Below are 23,512 nucleotides of genomic sequence, written 5' to 3' on the forward strand. Positions count from 1 at the left end.
ATAAAAGATTCTATGCCTTTCAAGAAAGTATTAATTGTTCTCTAGCATCCCTTGTTTCGACAAATAATCATGCGCAACCGTCGCTGGATCTTTTTGTTCCACATTGACAAGGTAGTTCATCTCACTCATCTCTTCCTCAGTGATCTTACCAACTAATGGCTGCAATAATTCTTTTAATTCTGGATATTTCTCTAACGTCTCAGCTTTCAGCAATGGCGCACCTTGATAGGGTGGAAATAGCTGTTTATTATCTTTTAAAATCACCAAATCATACTGCTTCAATTCACTATCCGTTGAGTATGCATCCACCACATTGACATCGCCATTATTGATTGCTTGGTAACGTAATGATGGCTCCATCGACTTCACATCGAAATTCAAGTTATACAATTTTTGTAATCCTTTATAGCCGTCCTCACGATCGATAAATTCTAGCGTAAAACCAGCTTTTAGCTGACTTTCAACTTTTTTCAAATCTTCGATTGTTTTCAATCCATTTTCTTCTGCAAATGATCGTTTGACCGCAACTGCATAAGTGTTTTCATAAAGCATTGGTTCTAGATAATCCATATTTTCTTGTTTTTTGATTTGATCTCGTGCATATTCGTACACTTCTCTTGGATCATTCGACGTGTTCTTATTGTCCTTCAAAAAGGTTTCAAGAACTGTTCCAGTAAATTCAGGATAGACATCGATTTCACCAGATTTTAGTGCATTAAATAAGAAACTGGTTTTCCCAAAGTTTGATTTTAGGTTTACGTGGATATCGCTGTTTGCTTCGATCAATTCTTTATACATGTTAATCAAGATATCAGGTTCCGCCCCTAATTTTCCTGCGACAGTGATTTCTTTTTGTTCCGCTTCTTGATGGGTGTAGACAAACGATCCAACTAACAAAGCGAGTAAGACCATAAAGGCTGCTACAATTCGCTTCACTGTAGCTTTCTCTAACAAATGAATCCCAAAATTAAACAAAACAGCTAAAACAGCAGAAGAAATCGCACCAATCAAAATCAGATACACGTTGTTTCGGTCGATTCCAAGTAAAATAAAAGTCCCCAACCCGCCTGCACCGATCAAGGCAGCAAGTGTGGCCGTCCCGATAATCATTACTGTCGCTGTACGAATACCTGAAATAATATAAGGTAAAGCTAACTGCAACTCAAACTTGACTAGTTTTTCCCGTTTATTCATCCCGAATGCTTCGGCAGCTTCTTCTAAGGAAGGATCGATTTCGGTCAAACCTGTGTAGGTGTTTTGCAAAATCGGAAATAACGCATAAATCACCAACGCAACGATTGCAGGTGGACTGCCGATACCGATAATTGGAATCAATAACCCGAGCAAAGCAAGTGAAGGAATCGTTTGGAAAATCCCCGTGATTTGCAATACAAATTCAGCGACTTTTTTATAATTCGTCAGTAAAATCGCTAATGGAATCGCTATAAGAATCGCAATCAATAGTGACAGTAAGGATAGTTGAATATGCTCGACGACGGCTTGGATAAAGTCTTCTTTACGAGCAACGAATGTTTCGATCAGTTTTCCCATATTATTGATCACCTTTTTCTATCTTTGTCTCTAAGAAGCGTAAAATCGCGCGATCTGTGATTTCACCGATAGGTCCTTTCTCATCTGCTAGTACAACGGTTTTCCCATCTATAAGTAAACGAATCACTTTAGGTAATGTCGTGTCTAGGTCGACAATTGTTTCGCTGTTGACTTGTCCATCTTCCACAAGCTCTAATGCTAACAAATCGGCCGCACAATAATTTTCTAGGTTAGAATGATCTTGTTGGAAAAATTGCGCTACAAAATCGTTGGCTGGATTGCTTCTGATTTGTTCTGGCGTATCTGTTTGTACGATTTCCCCATCTTTCATGACGCAGATTCGATCACCTAAAAATAACGCCTCATTCATATCATGGGTTACAAAAACAACTGTACTTGCTAGTTCTTTATGCAACTCTTTGATCAATTGTTGTAGCTGACCTTTCGATATCGGATCTAATGCACTAAATGGTTCATCCATTAAAATAATATCAGGTTTCGCTGCAATCGCTCGTAAAATGCCAATACGTTGTTGCTCGCCGCCAGATAATTCAGCAGGTTTTCGGTGTAGATATTCTTCTGGTGGCAAACTGACTTTTCTCAGTAATTCTTCCGTTCTTTCTCGTCTTTTCGCTTTGTTCCAGTGTTTCATCTCTGGGATCAATTCGATGTTTTCAGCAACCGTTAGATTTGGAAAAAGTGCGATTTGTTGCAGGACATAGCCGATGGTCAATCTTAGTTCTTTCAGATTGTAATCGATCAGTCGTTTGTCGTTAAAGTAGATATCCCCCTCGGTTGGTTCAATCAGTCGATTGATCATTTTTAAGGTGGTCGTTTTCCCACTACCGCTAGGACCTACTAATACAAAGAATTCGCCGTCTTCAATTGAGACATCAAAATTATTTAAAACGAATTGATCGTTGTATTTTTTGGAGACGTTTTGAAAATCAATCATTTGTTCACCTCATTTTTTTCTTGTGTGGCTCTGCGATCTATCTTTAGAAAAATCTTCCTTATTTTTAAGTATGTTTATAAGTATACTTGAAAATGTCTGATGTTTCTAACGACTTGTTTCTATTGTACAGAAAAAAACCTGACAACTGTCTGTCAGGTTTTTAAAATTACTTTTTTAATAGCATAGTTGCTAACTAGATATAGAAGCTCATTTAGAATTTTCAAAAAACGTTTTTCTTAGTCCCAATAAGCAGTGAAGTAGTCACTAGCCCATTGACTGCTGTTAGTTCCTAAAATTGGATTTTGAATTGGATCCCAAGGAGCCATTGAACGTCTTAATGCTGCTTTGAAAGTATAACGTTGCGCACTATTTTTAATCAAACGGATTGGATAATTTTTTTGAACATTTCCATAATTGATTGAAATATCTGCATTAACTTCGCCGTGGATAAACCATAATTCTTTAGGTGTTTTAAATGAAATTTGTGTCCCATTGATTAAAATATCATTTGGTGAATACGTAAACCAACGATCTCCTAAAAGACCCTTTCTTTGAACACGACCAGAAATATTCTCTTTGAACGATGATTGTTTAGCAATCGTAGCAAATTCTTGTGGTAATTCAATAGTTAAATAAGAATTATCTCCATCTACAAAACCTGTATCATGAGATTTATAATGCAAGTCAATATAGCCAGTATCTAAACCTGGTATCACCGCTTTATCATAATACGGAACTAGTGAACCTGTTAAATCTCCTTTTGCAGTTACGATCAATGTACGGGCTTGCGGTGCTTGTGGTGTTGCTTGTGCTTCTTCTGCGTTAACAGAAACGTTTGCTGCACTTAGAGCCATACCTCCTAAAAATAAACTTGCAACTAATAAAATAGATTTTTTAAACATTTTTCTTCCTCCTAATTTATATTTTTTTCTGAATATAGATGCCATCCTACAAAAATACATAAGAAAACTCCTCCAATAATTCCCCATAAATAAATCGTCTTTTCACCTGTATCGGGAAATCTATTTGCTGAATGAGTCGGAAGTGATGCTACTCGACTTGAATCCAGCACAAGCTGACTAGGGTTTTCATCTACTGAATAAGCTTCTTTAGTGTATACAAAGGTGACTTCTTGTGATTGCTTTGAAAAAACACCTTTTGAACTTCCTTCTACCTTTTCAAAAGAGTAACCTGCTATAAGCTGAGGGCTGATTTCGTAGTTCTCATTTACCATGCCTGTTAGAACCTTGTCCGGTAGAATTTTACTTCTAACATTATCTACATAATGCACTATTACTTGACCTTGATTTATTGAAGCTTTTTTATATACATAAGTGACCTCTTTAGGTTCTTCGGAAAATATACCCGTTTCTTCTCCATCAACTGAAGCAATTATAAAATCAGCAATGTTTTTGGGTTCTGTTGTATAGCTCTCGCCTATATCGCCAGATATTTTGCTATCTGGAAGTAATGACTCGCCTTCTTCATCTTTATAATGGATGATGACCTGCCCCTGAGTAGCCGAAGTTTTTTTATATACATAAATAACTTCTTTGGACTCTTCGGAAAATTGACCAGTTTCTTCCCCTATCACTGATTCATACATGTATCCAGGAATATTCTTTTGTTCTGTTTTATATGCATCTCCTAGATTACCTGTTAAAATACTGTCCGAAAGCAACGAATCACCTTTTGTGTCTCTATAATGAACGATAACCTGGCCTTGATTTATCAGATTCTTTTTATATACATAACTGATTTCTTTAGGTTCTTCCGTATAAAATCCAGCGACTTCTCCATGTACTATTTCAAATGTATAACCTGGAATATCCTTTTGCTCAGCCGTATACGAACTACCTTCAATTCCAGTTAATATATCATCGGGAGAAACTGAATTGCCATCTTCATCTAAATAGTGGACTGTTACTTGAGCTTCGGTTTTAAAACCTTCAAAACCGTTATTATCCATACGATACCCCAGTTTGAAATAACCAGTTGATCTCATCGCTACTTTAAAATGAATGGTAATTGTGTACAATGCATCTTGCGTCACAGCAATCTCTTTTTTAAATACTTGGTCTGAAGAATCACCGCTTTTGCTAACTACTCGCTCTCCATTAAAATCAATATATGCTGTTCCATTACTAAATAAAAAGGCATAGATCAAATCTAATTTATACGTATATCCTGCTTTCATAGGTATCGTTTTACGAGCAGTTAACTCAGCATCTCCAATGTTACCAAAATTACTTAACACATATTTTTCTTTAGGGGATGTTGAATTCATAAAACCTTGAACCAAAATCTGATCTACATTAATATTGGGCAAATTGGTATGAAAATCTGTTTCCCAGCCAGTTGTAACATCAAGTACTTCACTTCTATCAGAAGCATTGGCAGTCGACAAATAGCCGAATGGAACCAACATTATCAAGGTAAACAATAAGTACAACAATACCTTTTTTTTCATCATATTAGTTTAATGCTCTAGTCCAAATGGTTGTTGTAAGCACTTCAGATGAAAGACCTAAGCTCTCAAGTGTTGCTTGTGCTTCAACTTTATCTCCCACCCCTAATACAATATCTGCACCAGTATCAGGATCTTTCAATGAAATTGTATAATCACCACTTGCATCTGCAGTAGTTTGAAGATTATAACTATTTTCACCTTGAGTAACAACCAATTTTACAACAGCGTTTGGATCCACTACTCCAAATATTTCTTTAATCCCAGATGACAATGATGGTAATGTAGGCATTCTAGGTAAAATGATTTGATTTGCAACAGCAGTCGTACCAGCTTTATCTGTAATTGTTGCTTTAACAGGAGTACCTGGTTTATAAGTTGTTGGAAGTTCCAATACGTAATTTCCTTGGTCATCCGTTGTTGTACTAAAAATTCTAGCTCCAACCTTTATTTCTACTTTAGTATTGGGTCTTGAACTTGTTCCTGATATATATTGATCGATACTAGATAATGTGTAGTCGAAATCAATTTTTGCTGTATCCGCATATTCCACGATTGTATCTAACGGTTCGCTCGCGTTTCCTTCCTTGTCTTTAGCAGTTGTATGCACTTCTGTACCATACGGGAATGTGTGGTCTAGCTCGACTGAGAAGTTACCATCGTCGTCTGCTACAGTCTCATAATGTTCATCACCAATATTAACATCAACTGTTGCTCCTGGATCTGCTTTACCTGTTATCGTTGTTGTATCTTCAGTAATAGGATTATCTAACTCAGGTTTGCTTGGATTCAATGCTTCTTTGACGATTGCAGTTCCTTTTTCACTAATAACACCATTTTTATCAACTTGATATCCTGTGATTTCCTCCCCTTTGATAAATGGACGATTTACAGTAATTTCAAAGTTATTTTGACTGTTTACAGTTCCGCTACCTAGTAGTTTTCCAGCAGCATCATAAATATTGATTGTATTGCCGCTAATTCCTGTACCAGTGATTTTTGTTTGGCCTTCTGTAGGAGCAATCAATTCGGGAGATGCTATATTACTTTGTTCTTCGATACCATTGCCTAAGCTAGTATCATAAGCTAATTTGAGATAACCTGTCGCTCTCATTGGTACTTTGTAATAGATTGTGATTACATAGTCCATATCAGCATCTGCTTTGACTACTTTTTTATAGGCATGATCTTTCGCATCATTATTAATTGAGGCTGAATCAATTTTTTCTCCATTAAAATCAATATAACCAGAGCCATTACTAAATTGCATCGCATAAATCAAATCCAAATTGTATGTGTGGCCTTTTTTCATAGTGATCGTCTTTTTAGCAGTTAATTCAGCATTTCCGATATTTCCAAAGTTATTCAAAACCATTTTTTGAGTAGATGTTGGACTCTTCATATTTTGTTTAAAAATATCTTCTTCATGAACATTAGCCAAATTAGTAGAGAAGTTTACTTTCCAGCCTTGCGTTACATCTAAAGAATTATCCGCATAACTCTGTGAAATGTTTGTTGTTTCTGTTGCTTGCACCATTTGTGTGTTAGCTACTAGCATAGTAGAAAATAGAGCTAAACCTAGACTAGCTTTTAAAACTGTTTTATTCATAATTGTATTTTCCCCCTTTATTTATTTCACTATAATACTCACCGTATCACTATTAATTCCATTACTTTCTTGATAGATCGACAACTTATCTCCCAATTTTAGCGGATCAACAACGACTCTAAAATTCCCAGCTGCATCTACTGTAGTTCTATATCTATCTATATTATTAATCAAAACTTCAAGCTTAGCATTGGGATCCGCAGATCCAGTGATCACAGTGTCATTTATATTCACTGTATTTACTGATGGAATTCTCGGGTAAACGATAACCAACTTAGAGATATTAGTTCCGTCAGACTTGAAAGCTGTAATTGTTACTTGTGTTCCGGCTGGATAGGTTTTCCCGTTCAAATCAATTGAAAAATAACCTTGTGAATCAGAAGTTCCTTCATAAATACGTGCTCTCACTTTAGAGTTATCAATACTTGCTTCAACTAAAACATTTGGAATAGTCTTCCCTGTAATGACAGAATCTGATGAGTAGATTGGATTTACTCCGATAGTATCGTTCGCACCTTTGACGATCCCGATTAAGCTTTCGCTTTTCCCACCAGTACTATCCATAGTGTAGACTTCTAGACCTGTACCAGCAGGATATGAGTGATCTAAGTTGATTGAAAATGAACCATCTGTCGCCGTGGTCCCTCTGTATTTATCAGTCCCTATCGTTAAGTGGACTGTGGTATTCGGAGTAGCTGTTCCGAAAATTGTAGTATCCTTGTCAGTGACTTCATTGATTTTTGGTTTACTAACTTGAGGATTGCTTGTTTGTGCTGTACCAAAATAACCAATGGGATAATTTTTGCCTGTTAATTGTCCCCAAGGATCAAATTCTCTTACCAATACGACATAGGTATTTCCTGGTTCAAACTTTGCATTCAACTGAATATTCCCATTTAAGATGCCTCGATAAATCGTAGTTGAACCGTATATTTTTCCCCAGTTCATATCAGTGATTGACAGCTCATAAATTTTTGAATAATTTGCTATACTACGGGTAATTTGTATTTCGTTGGTTTCGCTTGTAACAAAGTTATTTTGAAGATTGTTTCCTCTAAATGAGTCAAAGCTATTTAATACCCAATTTTGATTTTTTTCAATAGTAGCAACATTCATATTTGATAGATAAGCCACTTTTGAGAGTGAATATTGAAATATACTATCTGATACAGTGTTTTCCTTTGCCAATGCTTCTTCTCCATAAAAAAACATACACAAAAAAATTAAAAAAAATATAAAACTTTTTATTTTTTTCAAAAAAAGAATAATACCCCCTCCTCTTCATTTATCTTTTTTTTCCAAATTTATACCCTTTCAATTTGTTCCTCCTTTCCTTTTTATCATACTTTGTGTTTGTATTTTTAGAAAGTTCCTGAGGAACGTCTTTTTATATAAAATAAATGATATATTAGTTTTAAAGTAAAAAAAACATTTTTATATATATAACTGAGATTGGGGATAACACACAACATGGTAAACTATCTTACTAACTTTTTTTTAGAGCAAAAAATAAAGAATGTACATTTTTTTCAAAATTCACTAAAAAAAACTCATTTTAATAGGAAGGATATCATCAATTTATATATTAAAAAAAAAGAAATAATCGAATTTCCCACACCGGATGACTTATATTTCATAAAATATGGAAGTATTAAAGAATCGGTTATTGACTGGTCTGGAAATATCAAGACAATACGAATTTTAACTCAAAATGATGTCTTATTTTATTCAGATATAATTCAAAATAACTCATCCGTTTATTTTTTGCAGGCTTTGAATGATATTGAGATTGATAAAATCCCTCTTACCAAACTAGCAAAAGATAACTCTCATTATTCTAATTTTCTATCTTTCAACTATCAACTTAATTCACAAATATATTTTTCTAAATGGTTTTACTCTTCCAATAGAGGTGAAAAAAGGGTCTATGAAGCTTTTTTAGAAATCTTACTCAGTCTTGCCACAGAGGATATCGAAGTGAATTCATCAGAAAGTTTTTTACTTCCCGCATATATTACACACGAGCTAATTTCAGAACTTTCTGGTGTCAGTCGTTCTTACGTCACACGTATAATTGAAAAATTAAAAGAAAAAAAGATACTTTCTTATGTGGATAACTCCATTGAAATTTTAAATATAAACTATTTTTTCAAACAATTATTATTCTAGGAGGGGTATAAAATGTATACAATCGGTGTACTATCAATAGATGACAACGTTCATTCAAACTACGTAAAAGAGCTAGAAGGGAATAACTACGTGATCCAGCCATTAGATCACTTACATTTTTTAAATCAACTAGATACAGTCGATACTGTACTCATCGATTACTCGCATAACGAATACAAAAAAAACGATCAACTTTACGAAATTATTATGACAATTAAAAAGCAAACCAATTTATTCATTTGGATATTGTTAAAAGAATCAACTAAACTCGATCGACTAATTTTCTTACAGCTTGGTGCTGGGGCAGTACTTGATCATACTATTCAGCCTGACGAATTTTTAATATATTTAACTAATTTCTTTAATAACTATTCTGAAAAAAAAGAATACTTAATTTCTCCAAAAATTGAAACACCTACTCCAATAACTTTAGTGCCTGAAAACATATCAGCTATTTTAGAGGGGAATATAACAGTATATTTAACAAAAATTGAATACAAATTACTCAACTATTTAGTTCAAAAAAAAGACCAATCTGCAACATACACAGAAATAGCTCATATACTTTGGCCAACAGCAGAAATAACTTTTCATCATCGGACCCAAATTGCAAATATTGTTTTTCGATTACGGCAAAAAATCGAACAGAATCCTTCCAAACCTTGTTATATCAAAACAATTCGTTCTGTCGGTTATCGTATTGCTAATCGAAAAACAGCTCAATAAAGTAATAATAATTTAAAACACTCATATAAAAAAAGCTTAAATTAGAGGTGGTAATATAACCAACCTCTGATTCAAGCTTTCTTTTAATATCAACACTTTATAATGAAATCTAGGTTTCAAATAATTCATTGCAACTGGTTAAAACTGTCGTTATATCACATTCTAAAATAAAATCATCTTATTAACTAAATCCCTAGTACTCCATCGTTGCAATCACTTTGGGTTCAGTTACACTTTTTTATTTCTTAATTCGGTACATTCTGCAGCGTCCAAGTCAGCTTCCCTTGATACGCACCTTTATACGCACCACTTGGAACAGTCAGTTGAACACCTTTTTTCCGAGTAAGTCCTTCTTCTGTTGTTGCTTCTTCTGTATAGGATTCGAATATATCTGCAAATCGGCCTTTGCCTTTACCTTGAGCTGCACTAAAGACAGACCCTGTTGCGCCTTCTTTGGTCACGGTCACCGTATGTCCAATCGCGTCTTTGGTTTCTACTCCGCCAGATTTTACTTTTTCAGTTGGGATATACAATTCCCAGCCTTTTAATTCTTTCCCTTCAGTTGTTTGTAGCGGTGTTGTCATGGCTACACTCACACTCCAGCCTTTAGCCGTTCCGGACATATCTGCCACTTCAATTCCTGAACTATACCCTTTTGCACCTTCCGAGGGTTCAGGTGTTAATTTATCCAACTTGATTGCTCGCGTTGTCCCGATTGGAACATGTGGGAATTTAAAGTCAGAAACGGCCCGAATCGCAAATTCATCTGTCTGCGGTTCTTTGTCTGAAATTAGTTCTTCTGTTGGGCCCATAAATTGATATATGACCGTCTTTGCCTCGTTCATTATGATTACTTCTGGTTTTGGTTTTTTAAATAGATTGTATTCTTGTTTTTTTAATGTTTGAATCGCGCTTGTAATCTGCTCTTCCTTCGTTAAATCAACTGATTCATTTGGTTCCTTGAACATTGTCAACGTTTTATGAATCGCCTGGCCATTTTCATCTTGGAATAGAACGCTTAAAGGCATGAGCTCACTCACATTAATTGTAGGTGCAGCTTCAAATGATGTATCATGAAAAGTCAATTTTTGGCTAGGGTTACTATTCCCTGTATCATTGTTCGTTATCGGTGGATTCACTACTCCTGCTTTTAATGCTGACCCTTCATGGTCTCTTGCAAAGAGTTGAATCTCATCTCCTTCTTTTAACGTCATTGCTTCCAGAGACAGCTCAAAGTTCCCCATCTCATCAACAACGACACTAGATGTATCCAGAGGTTGTCCGTTTAATGTAGCCGTAAATTCTACCGTTCTATCTTCCACATGCCCTTTGATACTTGTGGCCTGATTGTTAATCGCATTACTCTCAACTGTGATAGGTTTGGGTGGAATGATTTGGAATGGTTCTACTGTCTTTGTCAAAATTTGATTATCAAATCCTGGTGTTAGTTCCCCACTTGTTAAGTTTACTTTTGTAATAGTGACTTTATCTCCAACTTCAAAGTATTTTCCTGTATCAATCTCAAAAAGTCCTCCTTGAGGTTTCTCTCCATAAATACTAATACCAGGTTTCGCTTTACTATCCCCTACTGATTTCACTTTTTCATAGACTTCTTTTTCCCCATTTGCCCTTTGGACTTCTACAGTGACTTCTGCTTCATCATCCCATGCTGGACGCGTTCGATTCAATCCAACAGGTAGGCTTACTCGTCCATGTATTTTTTTATCTGCCGTTGTTGGTACTCGAAGGACATCTGCCACAGCCCAGCGAGCGTTATTACTACTTAAACGAGTATAGTTTGTTAACCCTTCCGTTCCGATTGTTGTTACGTTAAAATCCTCTGGTCTATTTGTTGCAGCCAGATCTTTGAAATTTTCTCCCTCAAAGCCATAATCTAAATCACGGAAGTTCAAATCTGGATCTTGTTCTATTGAAGTCCCTTTTTTCCATAGAGACAAATCACTTTCAATCGCCGTTAGCGTAGATAAATTGTCTGCTTGCAAAATATTTCCACCGCCAGGTCGAGTATTACTGAAATCCATAAAAAATGGTTTATCAAACAGAACCTCTAATCGATTCGTGGTTCTAAAGATTCCTACATTACTGCTAGCGGTTTGACCTCTTGCTTCGAAATAGCCATCATTTCGAGCAATGATTGATCCTTTTTGTTCATCCATATCAATCGCAGGTCCATAATCAGCATTAATCCTTACTTCTGAGCCTTCGTCTTCAACACTAAATTTATTGACATCTCCAGCACCTATACCGTTAGCTGTAGTATAATGAATCCCTTGGTTTCCATCACCACTTCCACCGTTACTCACTGTCCCACTTCCCGGATTGTTTACTACAAATTTCCCATTATTCTTAACATTCACTTGATTTCCAAAGCCAAATAATCTTAACGTGGCCGCATTCCCACCTGTTTTTTCGATCGTCAATTCTGCATTGTCAATATTAAATGTATAATGTCCATTCCTCAAAGAGGGCTGTCCACTTCTCATAAATCTCAATGATGCCGCTGCAATTGAACTATCACCGTAGGTTTCACCAGATTTAATCATTAATTTCGCCCCAGTTGTTAGATCAAAGACACCCTTTGTTGACTGCATCACCATCGCACTAGATTTATTTGCTATAAGATCTACTTGCGCCTCATCTGAAATTGTAATACGTGCTCCTTCACTGTACGTCTCAGCATCACGCTTTCCTAAATAAATAGTCGCTCTTCCATCACGTTGAACCAATCGATTACTTTCTCCTTTTAGAATGGTCTCTTTTCCAGAAACCTCTAGGCTAGGGTTCCCCCCTTCCAGTTGAATGCTATCTCCTTGATCGACAGTAGCAAAGACTTTCGAGCCACCCTCTACTTTAAACAACGCTCTATCTCCAGATAACTGAATCCCATTTCTAGAAGCTACTAAATTGACTTGACTATTATCAGAGACCATCATTTTAGGCGTCTGTCCATTCATATAAACACTCGACGTATCTTCTTGTGTTTCGTGCTGAATATCTAGTCTACTATTTTTAGAAATATTAACTTGTGGTTCTTTTATTTGAAATTCTAATACATGTTTTCCAGAGCCTTTTAGTGCTATCTGTCCACCATTTTGAGCAGTTATTTTTGAGCCTGTTGCATTTGACCCATTCACTTGCCCCATATAAATTCCGTTTCCCTTTTCTGTTGCAATGTTTAGTTTGGCGTTTGTAACATCAATCTCTGAACCTTTGTAAGTAGACATAGAAATTCCTGTCCGTAGATCAGAACCATGAATTGAAAGCTCACTCTCTTCGCTCACTTTAATCATAGCAGGCAGTTGGTAATTTCGATTACTATAAAAATTAATAATAGGGATCGACTGGGTCTTCTCACTATTTTCTGCACTTATGTCAAGAGTAGAACCCCCAGCTATGTTAATTTCAGATGCATTTTCTATGACTATGTTCGTTTTTGGATTGATTGAGTCAAATTTCGTCGTATTTATAATCAATTTCGACTTTTCCGTCATATATAACGCGAAATCCCCCTCCTCAAAACCACTAATTACCTTCATATCCTTTTGGTTTATACTGACTTGCGCACCACCTTGAATAGTCATCTTAGCTTGACTAAATAAAACAGATTCTTCAAATTTAGTTTTTGTATTATTAAAAATATTTTTTCCACCAGTAAACACTAGATTTGAATATTGTAGATTGGTAATTGGTGATTGATTGTTTGCACCCTCACTGACATTCTCCATTTCAACAGTACTTATTGGACCTGAATAATCCGACTTATAATTGAGTAGTGGCTTTTCAAGACTTGCACCTGCTAAAACAATATTTTCTAATCTAAAAGTAAAATCTCCAGACTCCACCTGAAAACCTGATGAAACTGCATCAAGTTTATATCCATTCCCTCTGATAACTAAATTTCTATTTACATAGTGAATACTATATGTCATCTTCACATCGTTCATTAGTTCTATTTGTTTGACAGACCAATCATTTACAGCATTTTTTAATTGCTCTCCAGTGTATACTTGAGCAATTCTCCCCTCAAATGTTGCTTTCGGTGTTACCGTTGTTCTATGTACTTGATTCGCTTGTTCTATTTCGTCTTCAGCTTTGATTGTTGTATTCTCTAAATAGAAACTACCTATACTGATTATTCCTATCAGTAACATCCCAAAGATCACTAATTTATTTTTATGTTTCAATTCCTGACACTTCCTTTTATAGAGGTTAATTATTTAGTTGAAAATAGAGAATCATTTATTAAATTCATTTTCGGAAAAAGAAATTATTCTTAATTCTGGTAGGATTTTCACCTTGACTAACTCTATTCGTTACGATACCCTTACTAATTCTACAGCGAATTCTAAATATATAAAACAACAGGTAAGCGCTTTCCCGATACATTTAAATTATATCAAGCTGTGTTAGTATTAATAAAAATAGTCTATGCTTTTAACTCCTTATTTTTTAGGTATACAAAAAAACCTGACAACTATCGGTCAGGTTTTAATTTTTCGCTCAAAAATAGCTTATCACATTTTTATCCATTCACTATTGAGTAGCTTAATTCGGCACATTCTGCAGCGTCCAAGTCAGCTTCCCTTGATAGGCACCTTTATACGCACCATTTGGGACAGTCAGTTGAACACCTTTTTTCCTAGTAAGTCCTTCTTCTGTTGTTGCTTCTTCTGTAAAGGATTCGAATATGTTTATAAATCGGCCTTTGCCTTTACCTTGAGCTGCACTAAAGACAGATCCTGTTGCGCCTTCTTTAGTCACGGTCACCGAATGTCCAATCGCGTCTTTGGTTTCTACTCCACCAGATTTTACTTTTTCAGTTGGAATATACAATTCCCAGCCTTTTAGTTCTTTCCCCTCAGTTGTTTGCAAGGGTGTTGTCATGGCTACTTTCACATTCCACCCCTTGGCAGTTCCGGACATATCCGCGACTTCAATTCCTGAACTATAGCCTTTTGCACCTTCTGAGGGTTCAGGTGTTACTTTATCTAATTTGGCTGCTCGCGTTGTCCCGATTGGCGCATTTGGAAATTTGAAGTCGGAAACGGCTCGAATCGTAAATTCATCTGTTTGCGGTTCTTTGTCCGAGATTAGTTCTTCTGTCGGCCCCATAAATTGATATATGACCGTCTTTCCCTCGTTCATTATGATTACTTCTGGTTTCGGTTTTTTTAATAGACTGTATTCTTGTTTTTTTAATGTCTGAATCGCGCTTGTAATCTGCTCTTCCTTCGTTAAATCAACCGATTCATTTGGTTCTTTGAACATTGTCAACGTTTTATGAATCGCCCGGCCATTTTCATCTTGGAATAGAACGCTTAAAGGCATGAGCTCACTCACATTAATTGTAGGTGCAGCTTCAAATGATGTATCATGAAAATTCAATTTCTTACTAGGATTACTATTCCCTGTATCATTGTTCGTTATCGGTGGATTCACTACTCCTGCTTTTAACGCTGACCCTTCATGGTCTCTTGCAAAGAGTTGAATTTCATCTCCTTTTTTTAACGCAATAGCTTCAAGAGACAGTTCAAAGTTCCCCATCTCATCAACAACTATATTAGACGTATCCAGGGGTTGTCCGTTTAATGTAGCCGTAATTTCTACCGTTTTATCTTCCACATGCCCTTTGATACTTGTGGCCTGATTGTTAATCGCATTACTCTCAACTGTGATAGGTTTGGGAGGAATGATTTGGAATGGTTCGACTGTCTTTGTCAAAATTTGATTATCAAATCCTGGCGTTAATTCCCCACTTGTTAAGTTTACTTTTGTAATGGTAACTTTATCTCCAACTTCAAAATATTTCCCTGTATCAATTTCAAAAAGTCCCCCTTGAGGTTTCTCTCCATAAATACTAATACCGGGTTTCGCCTTGCTATCTCCTACTGATTTCACTTTTTCATAAATTTCTTTTTCTCCGCTTGCTCTCTGTACTTCTACAGTAGCCTCTACTTCATTATCCCAGGCTGGTCGTATACGGTTAAGTCCAACTGGTACACTCAATCGACCATGAATTTTTTTGTCTGCAGTCGTTGGCACTCGAAGGACATCTGCCACAGCCCAGCGAGCGTTATTACTACTTAATCGAGTATAATTCGTTAATCCTTGTGTGCCAATTGTATTGGTATTGAACTCACCTGGTCTATTCGTCGCACCAAGAGTGTCAAAGTTAGAGCCTTTGAATGCATAATTTAAATCAATAAAATTCAAGTCCGGATCTTGCTCTACTCCAGTCCCTTTCTTCCATAAAGATAAGTCACTCTTGGTAGCCTTTAATGTTGAACTGCTATTCACCGTGAAAATGTTCCCGCCATTTCCTCGAGTATTCGTAAAGTCCATGAATAATGGTTTATCAAATACAACCTCTAATCGATCCGATGTTCTAAAAATCCCTGTATTTGTCGTAGCGGTCTTCCCTCTAGCTTCAAAATAGCCACCATCTGAAGCAGTAATTAAACCTGGTTGATCGTGCATATCAATTGCTGGACCTGAATCAGCAGCAATTCTTACTTCTGAACCTTGTCCAGTTACATTAAATTCATTTCTATCTCCAGTGACATCCGTGGCCTTCGTATAGTGAACCCCTTGATTTCCTTCCGCTGTTCCACCATCATTAGGAGTGCCTTTTCCAGGATTATTTATCGAGAACTTCCCATTATTTTTTACATTCACTTGGTTTCCATGACCAAACAATCTAACCCCAGCAGCGCTTCCACCGCTTTTCTCAATGTTCATTTCCGCATTATCAATATTAAATAGATAATGGCCATTTTGACTGCTTCCATAGCCACTTCTCATAAATCTTAAGGTTGCATTTGCATTGTTAATATAGCCATCCGTTGGCCCTGACGTAAGGTTTATCTTAGCACCTGAGGATAGATTAAATACGCCATAACTTGACTGCATGACCATCGCGCTTGATAAATTAGACTCCAAATTTACTTCTGCCTGATCCTCTACCGTAATAGCAGCACCTGTAGACAGTTTGTCAGCATCAAGATTTCCTAAGTAAATCGTGCCAGCTCCATCTACGAATCTTCGACGATTGCTTTCAGACACAAACGATGTTCCCACTCCAGAGACAGTTAACTGTGGTTGATTTCCAAGCAAGCGGATGCTATCTGTATCGCCAACTTTACTGTTCATTTTTGATCCGCCAGTGACTGATAATTTAGCGCCTGTTCCATCCATTTGAATGGTTGGAGAGGTTAATCCATTCAACTTCACAGAGCTATTCTTTTCTACCATCATATTTGGTGTATTTCCAACCATGTAAATTCCGCCAGCTGCCGTTCCTCCAGTTTGTGAGGTACTTTCCTGATTAAATTCACTTTCAGATACAGTAAACTGGGTATTACTTCCTTTCATCCACAAAGAACTTATACCTGAATTTTTTAAACTAGTCTTACTCCCTGTTTTGACATTCATTGTTGGAAGAGTGCCTTCTAAATAAATATTTGATCCAGTGTCGCCTCCATTACGTTGCATATTCAACTCACTAGAATTGGTTACATTAATGGCCGTTTTATGTGTAGATAAAGTGCCCTTTCCATACAAGTTGATACTTGATCCTGCCGTGTTGGTATTATGTTGGACATTGATTATACTATTTTGTGAAACATTAATTTGAGGTGACACTGCAGTAACATCTATTACTTTTTCTCCAGCCCCTTCAAAATCTATTTGACTTCCTCCAGTCGCCTGAATTGTTGTATCCTTTCCGTTTCCTACAACAACATTAGACCCCAGTTTTGTTTTCACATTCAACGTTGACTTATTGGTAGCACTAACGGCTGTACCATATGTTTCTCCTGGAAGATTGATCCCCGTACGACTGCCTGTTCCAGAAAGAGATATCTTACTGTTGCCACTCACATATAAACCACTGGAATCGATAGGATTAGTATCAAAGTCTACAACAGGCACAGAAGTTGACGTATCTGATGCTAAAGCATTGACTTCTAAAGAAGAGTTAGTTTTTACGTCGATATATCTCAGCCCTGTTAGAGGTGATTTAGGTGTAGCACTTTGTTTTGTATTGATAATCATCTTTGAATTTTCTGTGATGTTCAAATCGTATGACATTCCATAAGTACCTGTAACTTTTTTTATGATTGTAATATCAGGCTGCTCTATATAAACTTCTGCACCACCTTTAAGTGTCATACTCGCCTGTGCAAATAAATAGGGTTTAGCTCTGGTAGACTTAAATTCGTTCTTTCCACCAGTAAAAACAACATGTGAAGAACCTAAATTCGTGATGGCCCCCTTATTATTTGCTGCCTCACTTACATTTTCCATTTCCATATAACTTTTAGCAAGAGAAGAAGGATAAGCAGCATACTCAAACATTGCCGATTCAAGATTATAACCTACTTTCATATTCTCCAATCTAAAGGTATGTTTCCCATATCTTACCTCCCAAGTATGGCCTGTCATTTGTAAAGTAAAACCATTCCCTCTAATGACCAGATCTCTACTTATGGCTTCAGGTCTAACAGTGAAAGCCATGGTTATATTATTTAGCATTTCGATTTGCGACACCTTATCATTGTTTACAGCATCTCTCATTTCCTCTCCGGTAGAAACTTTCCTAGTTTCACCTTCAAATGTTGCTCTACTTGTTCCTGTGCTTCTATGTACTTGTGTCTGCTGCTCAGGTTCATTTTCAGCTTTGATACTTGTATTATTCAAATGAAAATAACCTATGGTCGCTATTCCTACAAGGAAGACACTTAAAATCTGAAAAATTTTTTTCATTAATCTTGCACGTCCTTCTTTCTTTTAACTATTTAGTGGGGGATAGAAGAAATCCAATATTCTTTCATGCGATGTTTCTTATTTCAATCATCTCAACCTCTGCCAGTCAAGATATCACTACTAATGATACCTTGATTCCCAAACATAACAAACAACAAGTAAGCGCTTTCTAATTACATATAAACTCGGACCTCTATCGTTTTGATATGATTACAGCTTTAGTAATTGGCTTCTCACGCTCAATCCCCCAACATAGCCCGTTCACCAAAGACCTTCGTCCCTGACATCAAAAACAAGGTGGACTATCACTATTCTTGCTAGCGATAATCCACCTTGTTTTTGATATATTCAATTTCATTTAGACTTACTTTTTTCATTTACAAAAATCAACTGAAAAACAATAGTACAGAATTCAGATGAGCTTAGATTTTTACTATTTCGCTAAACGATAAATAGCATCCGCATAAATTGCTGTGGCACGGAATAAATCATCCAACGCCATAAATTCATTGGCTTGATGCATCGTATCCGTATAGCCTGGGAACATTGCACCGTAGGCCACACCACGTTTTAGCAAACGTCCGTATGTTCCGCCACCGATGATTTGTTCATGGCCTTTTTGACCAGTATGATCTTCATAAACTTGTAATAACGTTTCAACCAATGGATCATCCGCTGGAACATAATGTGGTTCTTGATTGCGTCCACCTTGAACGATTTCTGCACCGATTGCACCTGCTGTAGATTTTACGCCTGTTTCTAAATCTGCTGCTGTTGTGCCTTTAGGGTAACGGAAATTCAAGCTCATAAAGTTGCCTTCTTCGGCATCTTTCTTGAAGACGAATAAACCAGCATTCATTGTTAATTTGCCCATTTTAGCATCTTCAAAAGCTACGCCTAATTTTTCACCATAGAAATCTTCGTGAACAAGTGTTGCTGCCACTTGAATAAATTCTTTGGCTGCACCAGCAAATCCATAGTTATTTAAGAACACGGCTAAGAATGTCGCTGCATTGATTCCAGATTGCGGGCTAGCGCCGTGTGCGCCTTTTCCGACAACTTTGATCGTAACAGTTGTACCATTCGCTTCTAACTCACCAGAAATTGGTTCTTCATCGACAAAAACGCTAAATGCGCCTTGCATTTTTTCAGCAGCTTCAGCAGTTGGGACAGTGATCACAGCAGTCGCTGTACCTGGAACCATATTTTCACGTAAGCCAGCATTGAAGCTTTCTAAACCATATTCGCCTTCGCTTGATCCGCCAAAACGAGCATATAGAGAAACATTTCCTTTTTCACCATTGATGATTGGGAATTCTGCATCTGGCGAGAAACCAAAGTCAGGTGTTTCTTCATGTTTGAAGTAATAATCCATATCGCCCCAGCCGCTTTCTTCGTCACTACCAACGACAAAGCGAACTTTTTTAGATAATGGCACTCCTAAATCTTTGATGATTCTTAAGGCATAATAAGCGGCCATACTTGGACCTTTATCATCACTTGAACCACGAGCAAAGATTTTGCCGTCTTTGATAACAGGTTCATAAGGATCCGTATCCCAACCGTCGCCGGCAGGAACCACATCCATATGTCCGAAAATTCCTAATGTTTCATCGCCTTCACCATATTCGATGTGTCCAGCATAGTTATCCACGTTTTTCACAACAAAACCATCACGTTCGCCATACGCTAACATATGTTTTAAGCCCGCTACAGGTCCTGGTCCAAAAGGTGCATCTGGTGTTACTTTTGAGTCATCGCGCTCACTGTTGATGCGTAATAAATTTTGTAAATCTTCTAATAGCGCATCTTTACGTGCGTCTACTTCTTTTTGCCAATCAATTGTCATTTTTTAGTCACTCCAATTCATTATTCTACCTTCCCATCATACCACTAACTGACTTAAAAGAAAAAGGCGGGAACAGTTTTTTCCGTAATATTTTGCGCTTCATTCAAAACAGATTTATACTGAAGCTAAATCACTAAAGGAGGTGCTCTAATTGAAAGAACTCTCACAAGAAATCCTGACTACTGTGATTCAACCTCGGCCGCAACATTCTCATAAAGGAACCTTTGGACGTTCTGTTTTAATTGGTGGAAATGAGACATATGGCGGGGCAATCATCATGAGTGCAGAAGCCTGTGTCAAATCAGGCTGCGGTTTAACTTCGGTTATGACGGCAGAGAAAAACCAGACAGCTCTTCATGCTCGTTTACCTGAGGCCATGGTGTTGGATTGGACTCTCACGCAAGAAGTCAATGATTTAGTCGATACAGCAGATGTGCTTTTAATCGGACCTGGATTGGGTTTGTCTGCCCACAGTAAGCAGCTTTTAGAAAGAATTTTACAGCAGCAAAAACCTGAACAATGGCTCGTGATCGACGGTTCCGCTATTACTTTATTTGCTCAAAATCATTACGCTTTACCTTACCCAGAAAAAGTTGTTTTCACGCCTCATCAAATGGAATGGGCACGATTAAGCGGACTAAAGATCGGTGAACAAACCTTTGAGAATAATCAAGCGCTGCAAAAACAATTGGGCGCAACGATTATTTTAAAAAGCCATCGAACAGAGCTTTATATGCAAAATGTTCAATACAAGAATCCATTAGGAACTCCTGCTATGGCAACAGGCGGCATGGGTGATACTTTAGCAGGTATGATTACAGGCTTTTTGGCTCAATTTAAAGACAAAGAAGGGGCCATTTGCGCGGCTGTTTATCTTCATAGCTTGATTGGGGAAGAATTAGGGCAGGAAAACTACGTTGTATTACCGACGGAAATCAGTAAAAATCTCCCCCACTATATGAAACGTTTTGAGCGTTTAAATAATAAGACAGCGGAAAAATGAGTATCATTTTTCCGCTGGCTTATGTTCTAGAAATCCTGTTTGTAAAATAGCCATATAAATTTCAGCTCGTTCAGCTAAAAACTGCATTTGCTTGACTTCCGTTACTTCTGGGTGGGTCTTTAAAAACTGTAGACTTTCCACAGAAATTTGATTAAATACACTTAATACCAACTGAACGACATCTTCTTTTGCGATTTGCTTTTTGATTGGTAACTGTTCAATTAGCCTCGCCAAAAGTTGTTGGGCGATCGCCCTATTTTCATCCATATAATGTGCTAATTTTGCTTGGATTTCTTTTGGTAAATGCTGTTTTTGCGCATAGGCTGTGATCAATAAACGAATTTGATTTGGATATTTTTGCTCTAACTTTATTTTATGTCGAGTTGCTACGATCACTACATCTACTAAGTCTGTGTACTTCTTTGCGAACAACACTTTGGACTGTTCATTTAAAAAGTCGATCACTTCGCTGATTGTCTGTTCATACAGCACTTGTTTTTTGCCAAAATAATGAAAAATCAAGCCCTTAGACACATCAGCCTCTTTTGCTATTTCATCTGTGTTGGCTTTTTGATAGCCATATTTTGAAAAATGGTTTAAAGCCGCCGCTAGAATCCGATCATATTTTTGTTGATCGATGTTGATTTCTTTCACTAGACTTTCAAATCCTTCCGTTGGTAAACCATGTATGTTCCACCTAGGAATAAAACAATCAAAATACTCAATAGCGTTACATTTGCTGCCGATAAACCTTTGTCCAATAAATTACTTGGAATCCCCATATGGGTTGGAGAAATCGTCTTCGCCCAACTAAACGAATCATTCAAATCAGAAAAAATCCCGATCAAATAAAAACCGAAAACAATCCCTAAAGAGACACTTGTGCTTTGCTTGCTTGATTTTAAAAATGTTGAAACAAAAAAGCCAAGTGCTAAGAAAAACAGCAAAATCAGACTTTCTTGAGTAAAAATCTTACTGATCTCTTTTGTGATCGTTGCCGCCGAATCTGTTGATTGACGATACAATAACGTTGACCCGACAGATACCCCAAATGAAATAAGCCAGAAAATAGCTAAAATCAAGAAATTCGCTACAAATTTACTTGTCACGATTCCAATACGCGTCACAGGTTGAGCATATAAAAATTCAATCGTTCCATCAGTTTCTTCTTTAATTAACGCCTGACTTCCCAGCATCATAGCATAAATTGAAGCGGCTAAAAACATATATTGAAAATAATAAGCAAAAAAGCCTGCCGCCACTAAAAAACTTGATTGACCATTCACACTGATGTTGAAAGTTTTCAATAACGATGGAGAAAGTCCAGTCAATTTCGCATCTAGAAGGTCTTTCATTGCAGAACTATGCATTTGAGGATACACTGCACTAAAACCAAAAATAATGACAGCGAATAATATAGTCCAAATAATCAAACCTTTGATAAGTCCTTTAGTTTCTATTTTAGCAGTGATCATTTTCCATCGCCTCCTTCATACAATGCCATAAACTGATCTTCCAGTTCTGGATTCGTAACCGTAAAATCTTGAATCGAGGGATCACTTAGAAGCGGCAATACTTTATGTAAATCCCCTTCATATAATAAACGTGTTTCGTTCCCTTGATGTTTTAAAATCGCTGCACCCATTTTTTCAAATAAAGATAGCGGGATATGGTCGCCAATCAAGGTAATGACTTTGCCTAGAGATTTTTCTTTAGTAATATCTTGCACCGTAATAATTTTTCCTTGTCGAATAAACGCTGCTTTGTGCGCGTGTTGCTGCACTTCATTTAAATCATGGCTGGATAGAAAGATGGTCATTCCTTTTTTATTGTACTTTTCCAACTCTTCAAATAAACGATGCTGCATCAGCGGATCTAAACCATTCGTAGGTTCATCTAAAATCAGCAATTCTGGATTAGGTAGAATCCCTGCTATAATAGCGATTTTCTTTTTATTTCCAAGCGACAAATCAGACATTTTTTTTCGAGCATCGATATCGAATAACTCAACAAAATAATCGATTTGCTGTTTGCTATTTTTTAGTTGGTGAAATTCAGCCACATATTTTAGCACATCGATCGTTGTCATATTGGGATAGAAACGAACATCACTAGAGACATACCCCGTTCGTTTACGAATTTCTTTAGCATCTTTGATACTATCCAATCCAAGTAAAGTAGCCGTTCCTTGATCTGGATAAATGAAATTCAACATCGTTTTGATCGCTGTTGATTTGCCAGCGCCGTTTGGTCCGATAAAACCATATATTTCGCCCTTTTCCACGGATAGATCCACATGATCGATGGCAGGTTGTTGTTTATATAATTTGGTTAGTCCTTTAAGTTCAATGGCCTTCATTTTATTATTCCTCCTCATTGACTAGTTAGTCAATTGAAGT

The 23,512-nt window shown here is 36.8% G+C and carries 15 protein-coding genes; 3 read left to right on the top strand and 12 right to left on the bottom strand.

Annotation, left to right across the window (positions count from 1 at the left end):
* Positions 1-30: 30 nt before the first annotated feature.
* The 6 genes from A5821_RS10315 to A5821_RS10340 all read right to left on the bottom strand — a co-directional run bounded on the left by A5821_RS10315 (position 31) and on the right by A5821_RS10340 (position 7,770).
* Positions 31-1,551 (bottom strand): ABC transporter permease/substrate-binding protein, encoded by a 1,521-nt coding sequence (locus A5821_RS10315; protein ID WP_086314491.1) that lies wholly within the window; start codon positions 1,549-1,551, stop codon positions 31-33.
* 1 nt (position 1,552) lies between these two features.
* A complete protein-coding gene (locus tag A5821_RS10320; protein WP_086314492.1) occupies positions 1,553-2,506 on the bottom strand; it encodes an ABC transporter ATP-binding protein in 954 nt (317 codons plus the stop codon).
* A gap of 236 nt (positions 2,507-2,742) precedes the next feature.
* The gene (locus A5821_RS10325) at positions 2,743-3,408 is read right to left on the bottom strand and encodes a hypothetical protein (RefSeq protein WP_086314493.1); all 666 of its coding nucleotides are present in this window, start codon (positions 3,406-3,408) and stop codon (positions 2,743-2,745) included.
* Positions 3,409-3,419: 11 nt separating this feature from the next.
* Positions 3,420-4,979 carry a MucBP domain-containing protein gene (locus A5821_RS10330; protein ID WP_086314494.1) on the bottom strand — a complete coding sequence of 520 codons (1,560 nt, stop codon included), beginning with the start codon at positions 4,977-4,979 and terminating at the stop codon, positions 3,420-3,422.
* A 1-nt stretch (position 4,980) separates the two neighbouring features.
* Positions 4,981-6,582 (bottom strand): Ig-like domain-containing protein, encoded by a 1,602-nt coding sequence (locus tag A5821_RS10335; RefSeq protein ID WP_086314495.1) that lies wholly within the window; start codon positions 6,580-6,582, stop codon positions 4,981-4,983.
* Positions 6,583-6,603: 21 nt separating this feature from the next.
* Positions 6,604-7,770, bottom strand: coding sequence for an Ig-like domain-containing protein (locus A5821_RS10340; protein ID WP_170923015.1), 1,167 nt, complete (start codon positions 7,768-7,770; stop codon positions 6,604-6,606).
* Positions 7,771-8,052: 282 nt separating this feature from the next.
* On the opposite strand from A5821_RS10340, the gene A5821_RS10345 reads away from it, so the two are divergent.
* Together A5821_RS10345 and A5821_RS10350 are read left to right on the top strand one after the other, a co-directional pair.
* Positions 8,053-8,751, top strand: a complete 699-nt coding sequence (locus A5821_RS10345; RefSeq protein ID WP_086314497.1) for a Crp/Fnr family transcriptional regulator — start codon at positions 8,053-8,055, stop codon at positions 8,749-8,751.
* A gap of 12 nt (positions 8,752-8,763) precedes the next feature.
* Complete coding sequence (locus tag A5821_RS10350; protein WP_086314498.1) at positions 8,764-9,477, top strand: DNA-binding response regulator; 714 nt, start codon at positions 8,764-8,766, stop codon at positions 9,475-9,477.
* Positions 9,478-9,722: 245 nt separating this feature from the next.
* On the opposite strand, the gene A5821_RS10355 is transcribed toward A5821_RS10350, so the two are convergent.
* From A5821_RS10355 to pepV, 3 genes are all read right to left on the bottom strand, one after another.
* On the bottom strand, positions 9,723-13,682 hold the full coding sequence (locus A5821_RS10355; protein ID WP_086314499.1) for a WxL domain-containing protein: 3,960 nt from the start codon (positions 13,680-13,682) through the stop codon (positions 9,723-9,725).
* Between the two features lie 361 nt (positions 13,683-14,043).
* Positions 14,044-18,261 carry a WxL domain-containing protein gene (locus A5821_RS10360; RefSeq protein ID WP_086314500.1) on the bottom strand — a complete coding sequence of 1,406 codons (4,218 nt, stop codon included), beginning with the start codon at positions 18,259-18,261 and terminating at the stop codon, positions 14,044-14,046.
* A 433-nt stretch (positions 18,262-18,694) separates the two neighbouring features.
* The gene (gene pepV, locus A5821_RS10365; RefSeq protein ID WP_086314501.1) at positions 18,695-20,110 is read right to left on the bottom strand and encodes a dipeptidase PepV; all 1,416 of its coding nucleotides are present in this window, start codon (positions 20,108-20,110) and stop codon (positions 18,695-18,697) included.
* A 151-nt stretch (positions 20,111-20,261) separates the two neighbouring features.
* Here pepV and A5821_RS10370 point away from each other — a divergent pair, with 151 nt between their 5' ends.
* A complete protein-coding gene (locus A5821_RS10370) occupies positions 20,262-21,113 on the top strand; it encodes an NAD(P)H-hydrate dehydratase (RefSeq protein ID WP_086314502.1) in 852 nt (283 codons plus the stop codon).
* A gap of 3 nt (positions 21,114-21,116) precedes the next feature.
* Here the strand turns inward: A5821_RS10370 and A5821_RS10375 are convergent, their stop codons facing one another.
* From A5821_RS10375 to A5821_RS10385, 3 genes are read right to left on the bottom strand one after another with little or no spacing between them, the layout of a single operon-like run.
* On the bottom strand, positions 21,117-21,767 hold the full coding sequence (locus tag A5821_RS10375) for a TetR/AcrR family transcriptional regulator (protein WP_086314503.1): 651 nt from the start codon (positions 21,765-21,767) through the stop codon (positions 21,117-21,119).
* Complete coding sequence (locus tag A5821_RS10380) at positions 21,767-22,588, bottom strand: ABC transporter permease subunit (protein WP_086314504.1); 822 nt, start codon at positions 22,586-22,588, stop codon at positions 21,767-21,769. The genes A5821_RS10375 and A5821_RS10380 overlap by 1 nt, the downstream gene beginning before the upstream one ends.
* On the bottom strand, positions 22,585-23,472 hold the full coding sequence (locus A5821_RS10385; protein ID WP_086314505.1) for an ABC transporter ATP-binding protein: 888 nt from the start codon (positions 23,470-23,472) through the stop codon (positions 22,585-22,587). The genes A5821_RS10380 and A5821_RS10385 overlap by 4 nt, the downstream gene beginning before the upstream one ends.
* Positions 23,473-23,512 lie beyond the last annotated feature (40 nt).

The sequence above is a fragment of the Enterococcus sp. 7F3_DIV0205 genome, assembly GCF_002141365.2.
Taxonomy (GTDB): domain Bacteria; phylum Bacillota; class Bacilli; order Lactobacillales; family Enterococcaceae; genus Enterococcus_L; species Enterococcus_L palustris.

Coding starts and splice junctions, on each gene's coding strand:
- A5821_RS10385 (WP_086314505.1), bottom strand. CDS start 23,472: ATGAAGGCCATTGAACTTAAAGGACTAACCAAATTATATAAACAACAA.
- A5821_RS10360 (WP_086314500.1), bottom strand. CDS start 18,261: ATGAAAAAAATTTTTCAGATTTTAAGTGTCTTCCTTGTAGGAATAGCG.
- pepV (WP_086314501.1), bottom strand. CDS start 20,110: ATGACAATTGATTGGCAAAAAGAAGTAGACGCACGTAAAGATGCGCTA.
- A5821_RS10380 (WP_086314504.1), bottom strand. CDS start 22,588: ATGATCACTGCTAAAATAGAAACTAAAGGACTTATCAAAGGTTTGATT.
- A5821_RS10325 (WP_086314493.1), bottom strand. CDS start 3,408: ATGTTTAAAAAATCTATTTTATTAGTTGCAAGTTTATTTTTAGGAGGT.
- A5821_RS10330 (WP_086314494.1), bottom strand. CDS start 4,979: ATGATGAAAAAAAAGGTATTGTTGTACTTATTGTTTACCTTGATAATG.
- A5821_RS10350 (WP_086314498.1), top strand. CDS start 8,764: ATGTATACAATCGGTGTACTATCAATAGATGACAACGTTCATTCAAAC.
- A5821_RS10335 (WP_086314495.1), bottom strand. CDS start 6,582: ATGAATAAAACAGTTTTAAAAGCTAGTCTAGGTTTAGCTCTATTTTCT.
- A5821_RS10315 (WP_086314491.1), bottom strand. CDS start 1,551: ATGGGAAAACTGATCGAAACATTCGTTGCTCGTAAAGAAGACTTTATC.
- A5821_RS10345 (WP_086314497.1), top strand. CDS start 8,053: ATGGTAAACTATCTTACTAACTTTTTTTTAGAGCAAAAAATAAAGAAT.
- A5821_RS10320 (WP_086314492.1), bottom strand. CDS start 2,506: ATGATTGATTTTCAAAACGTCTCCAAAAAATACAACGATCAATTCGTT.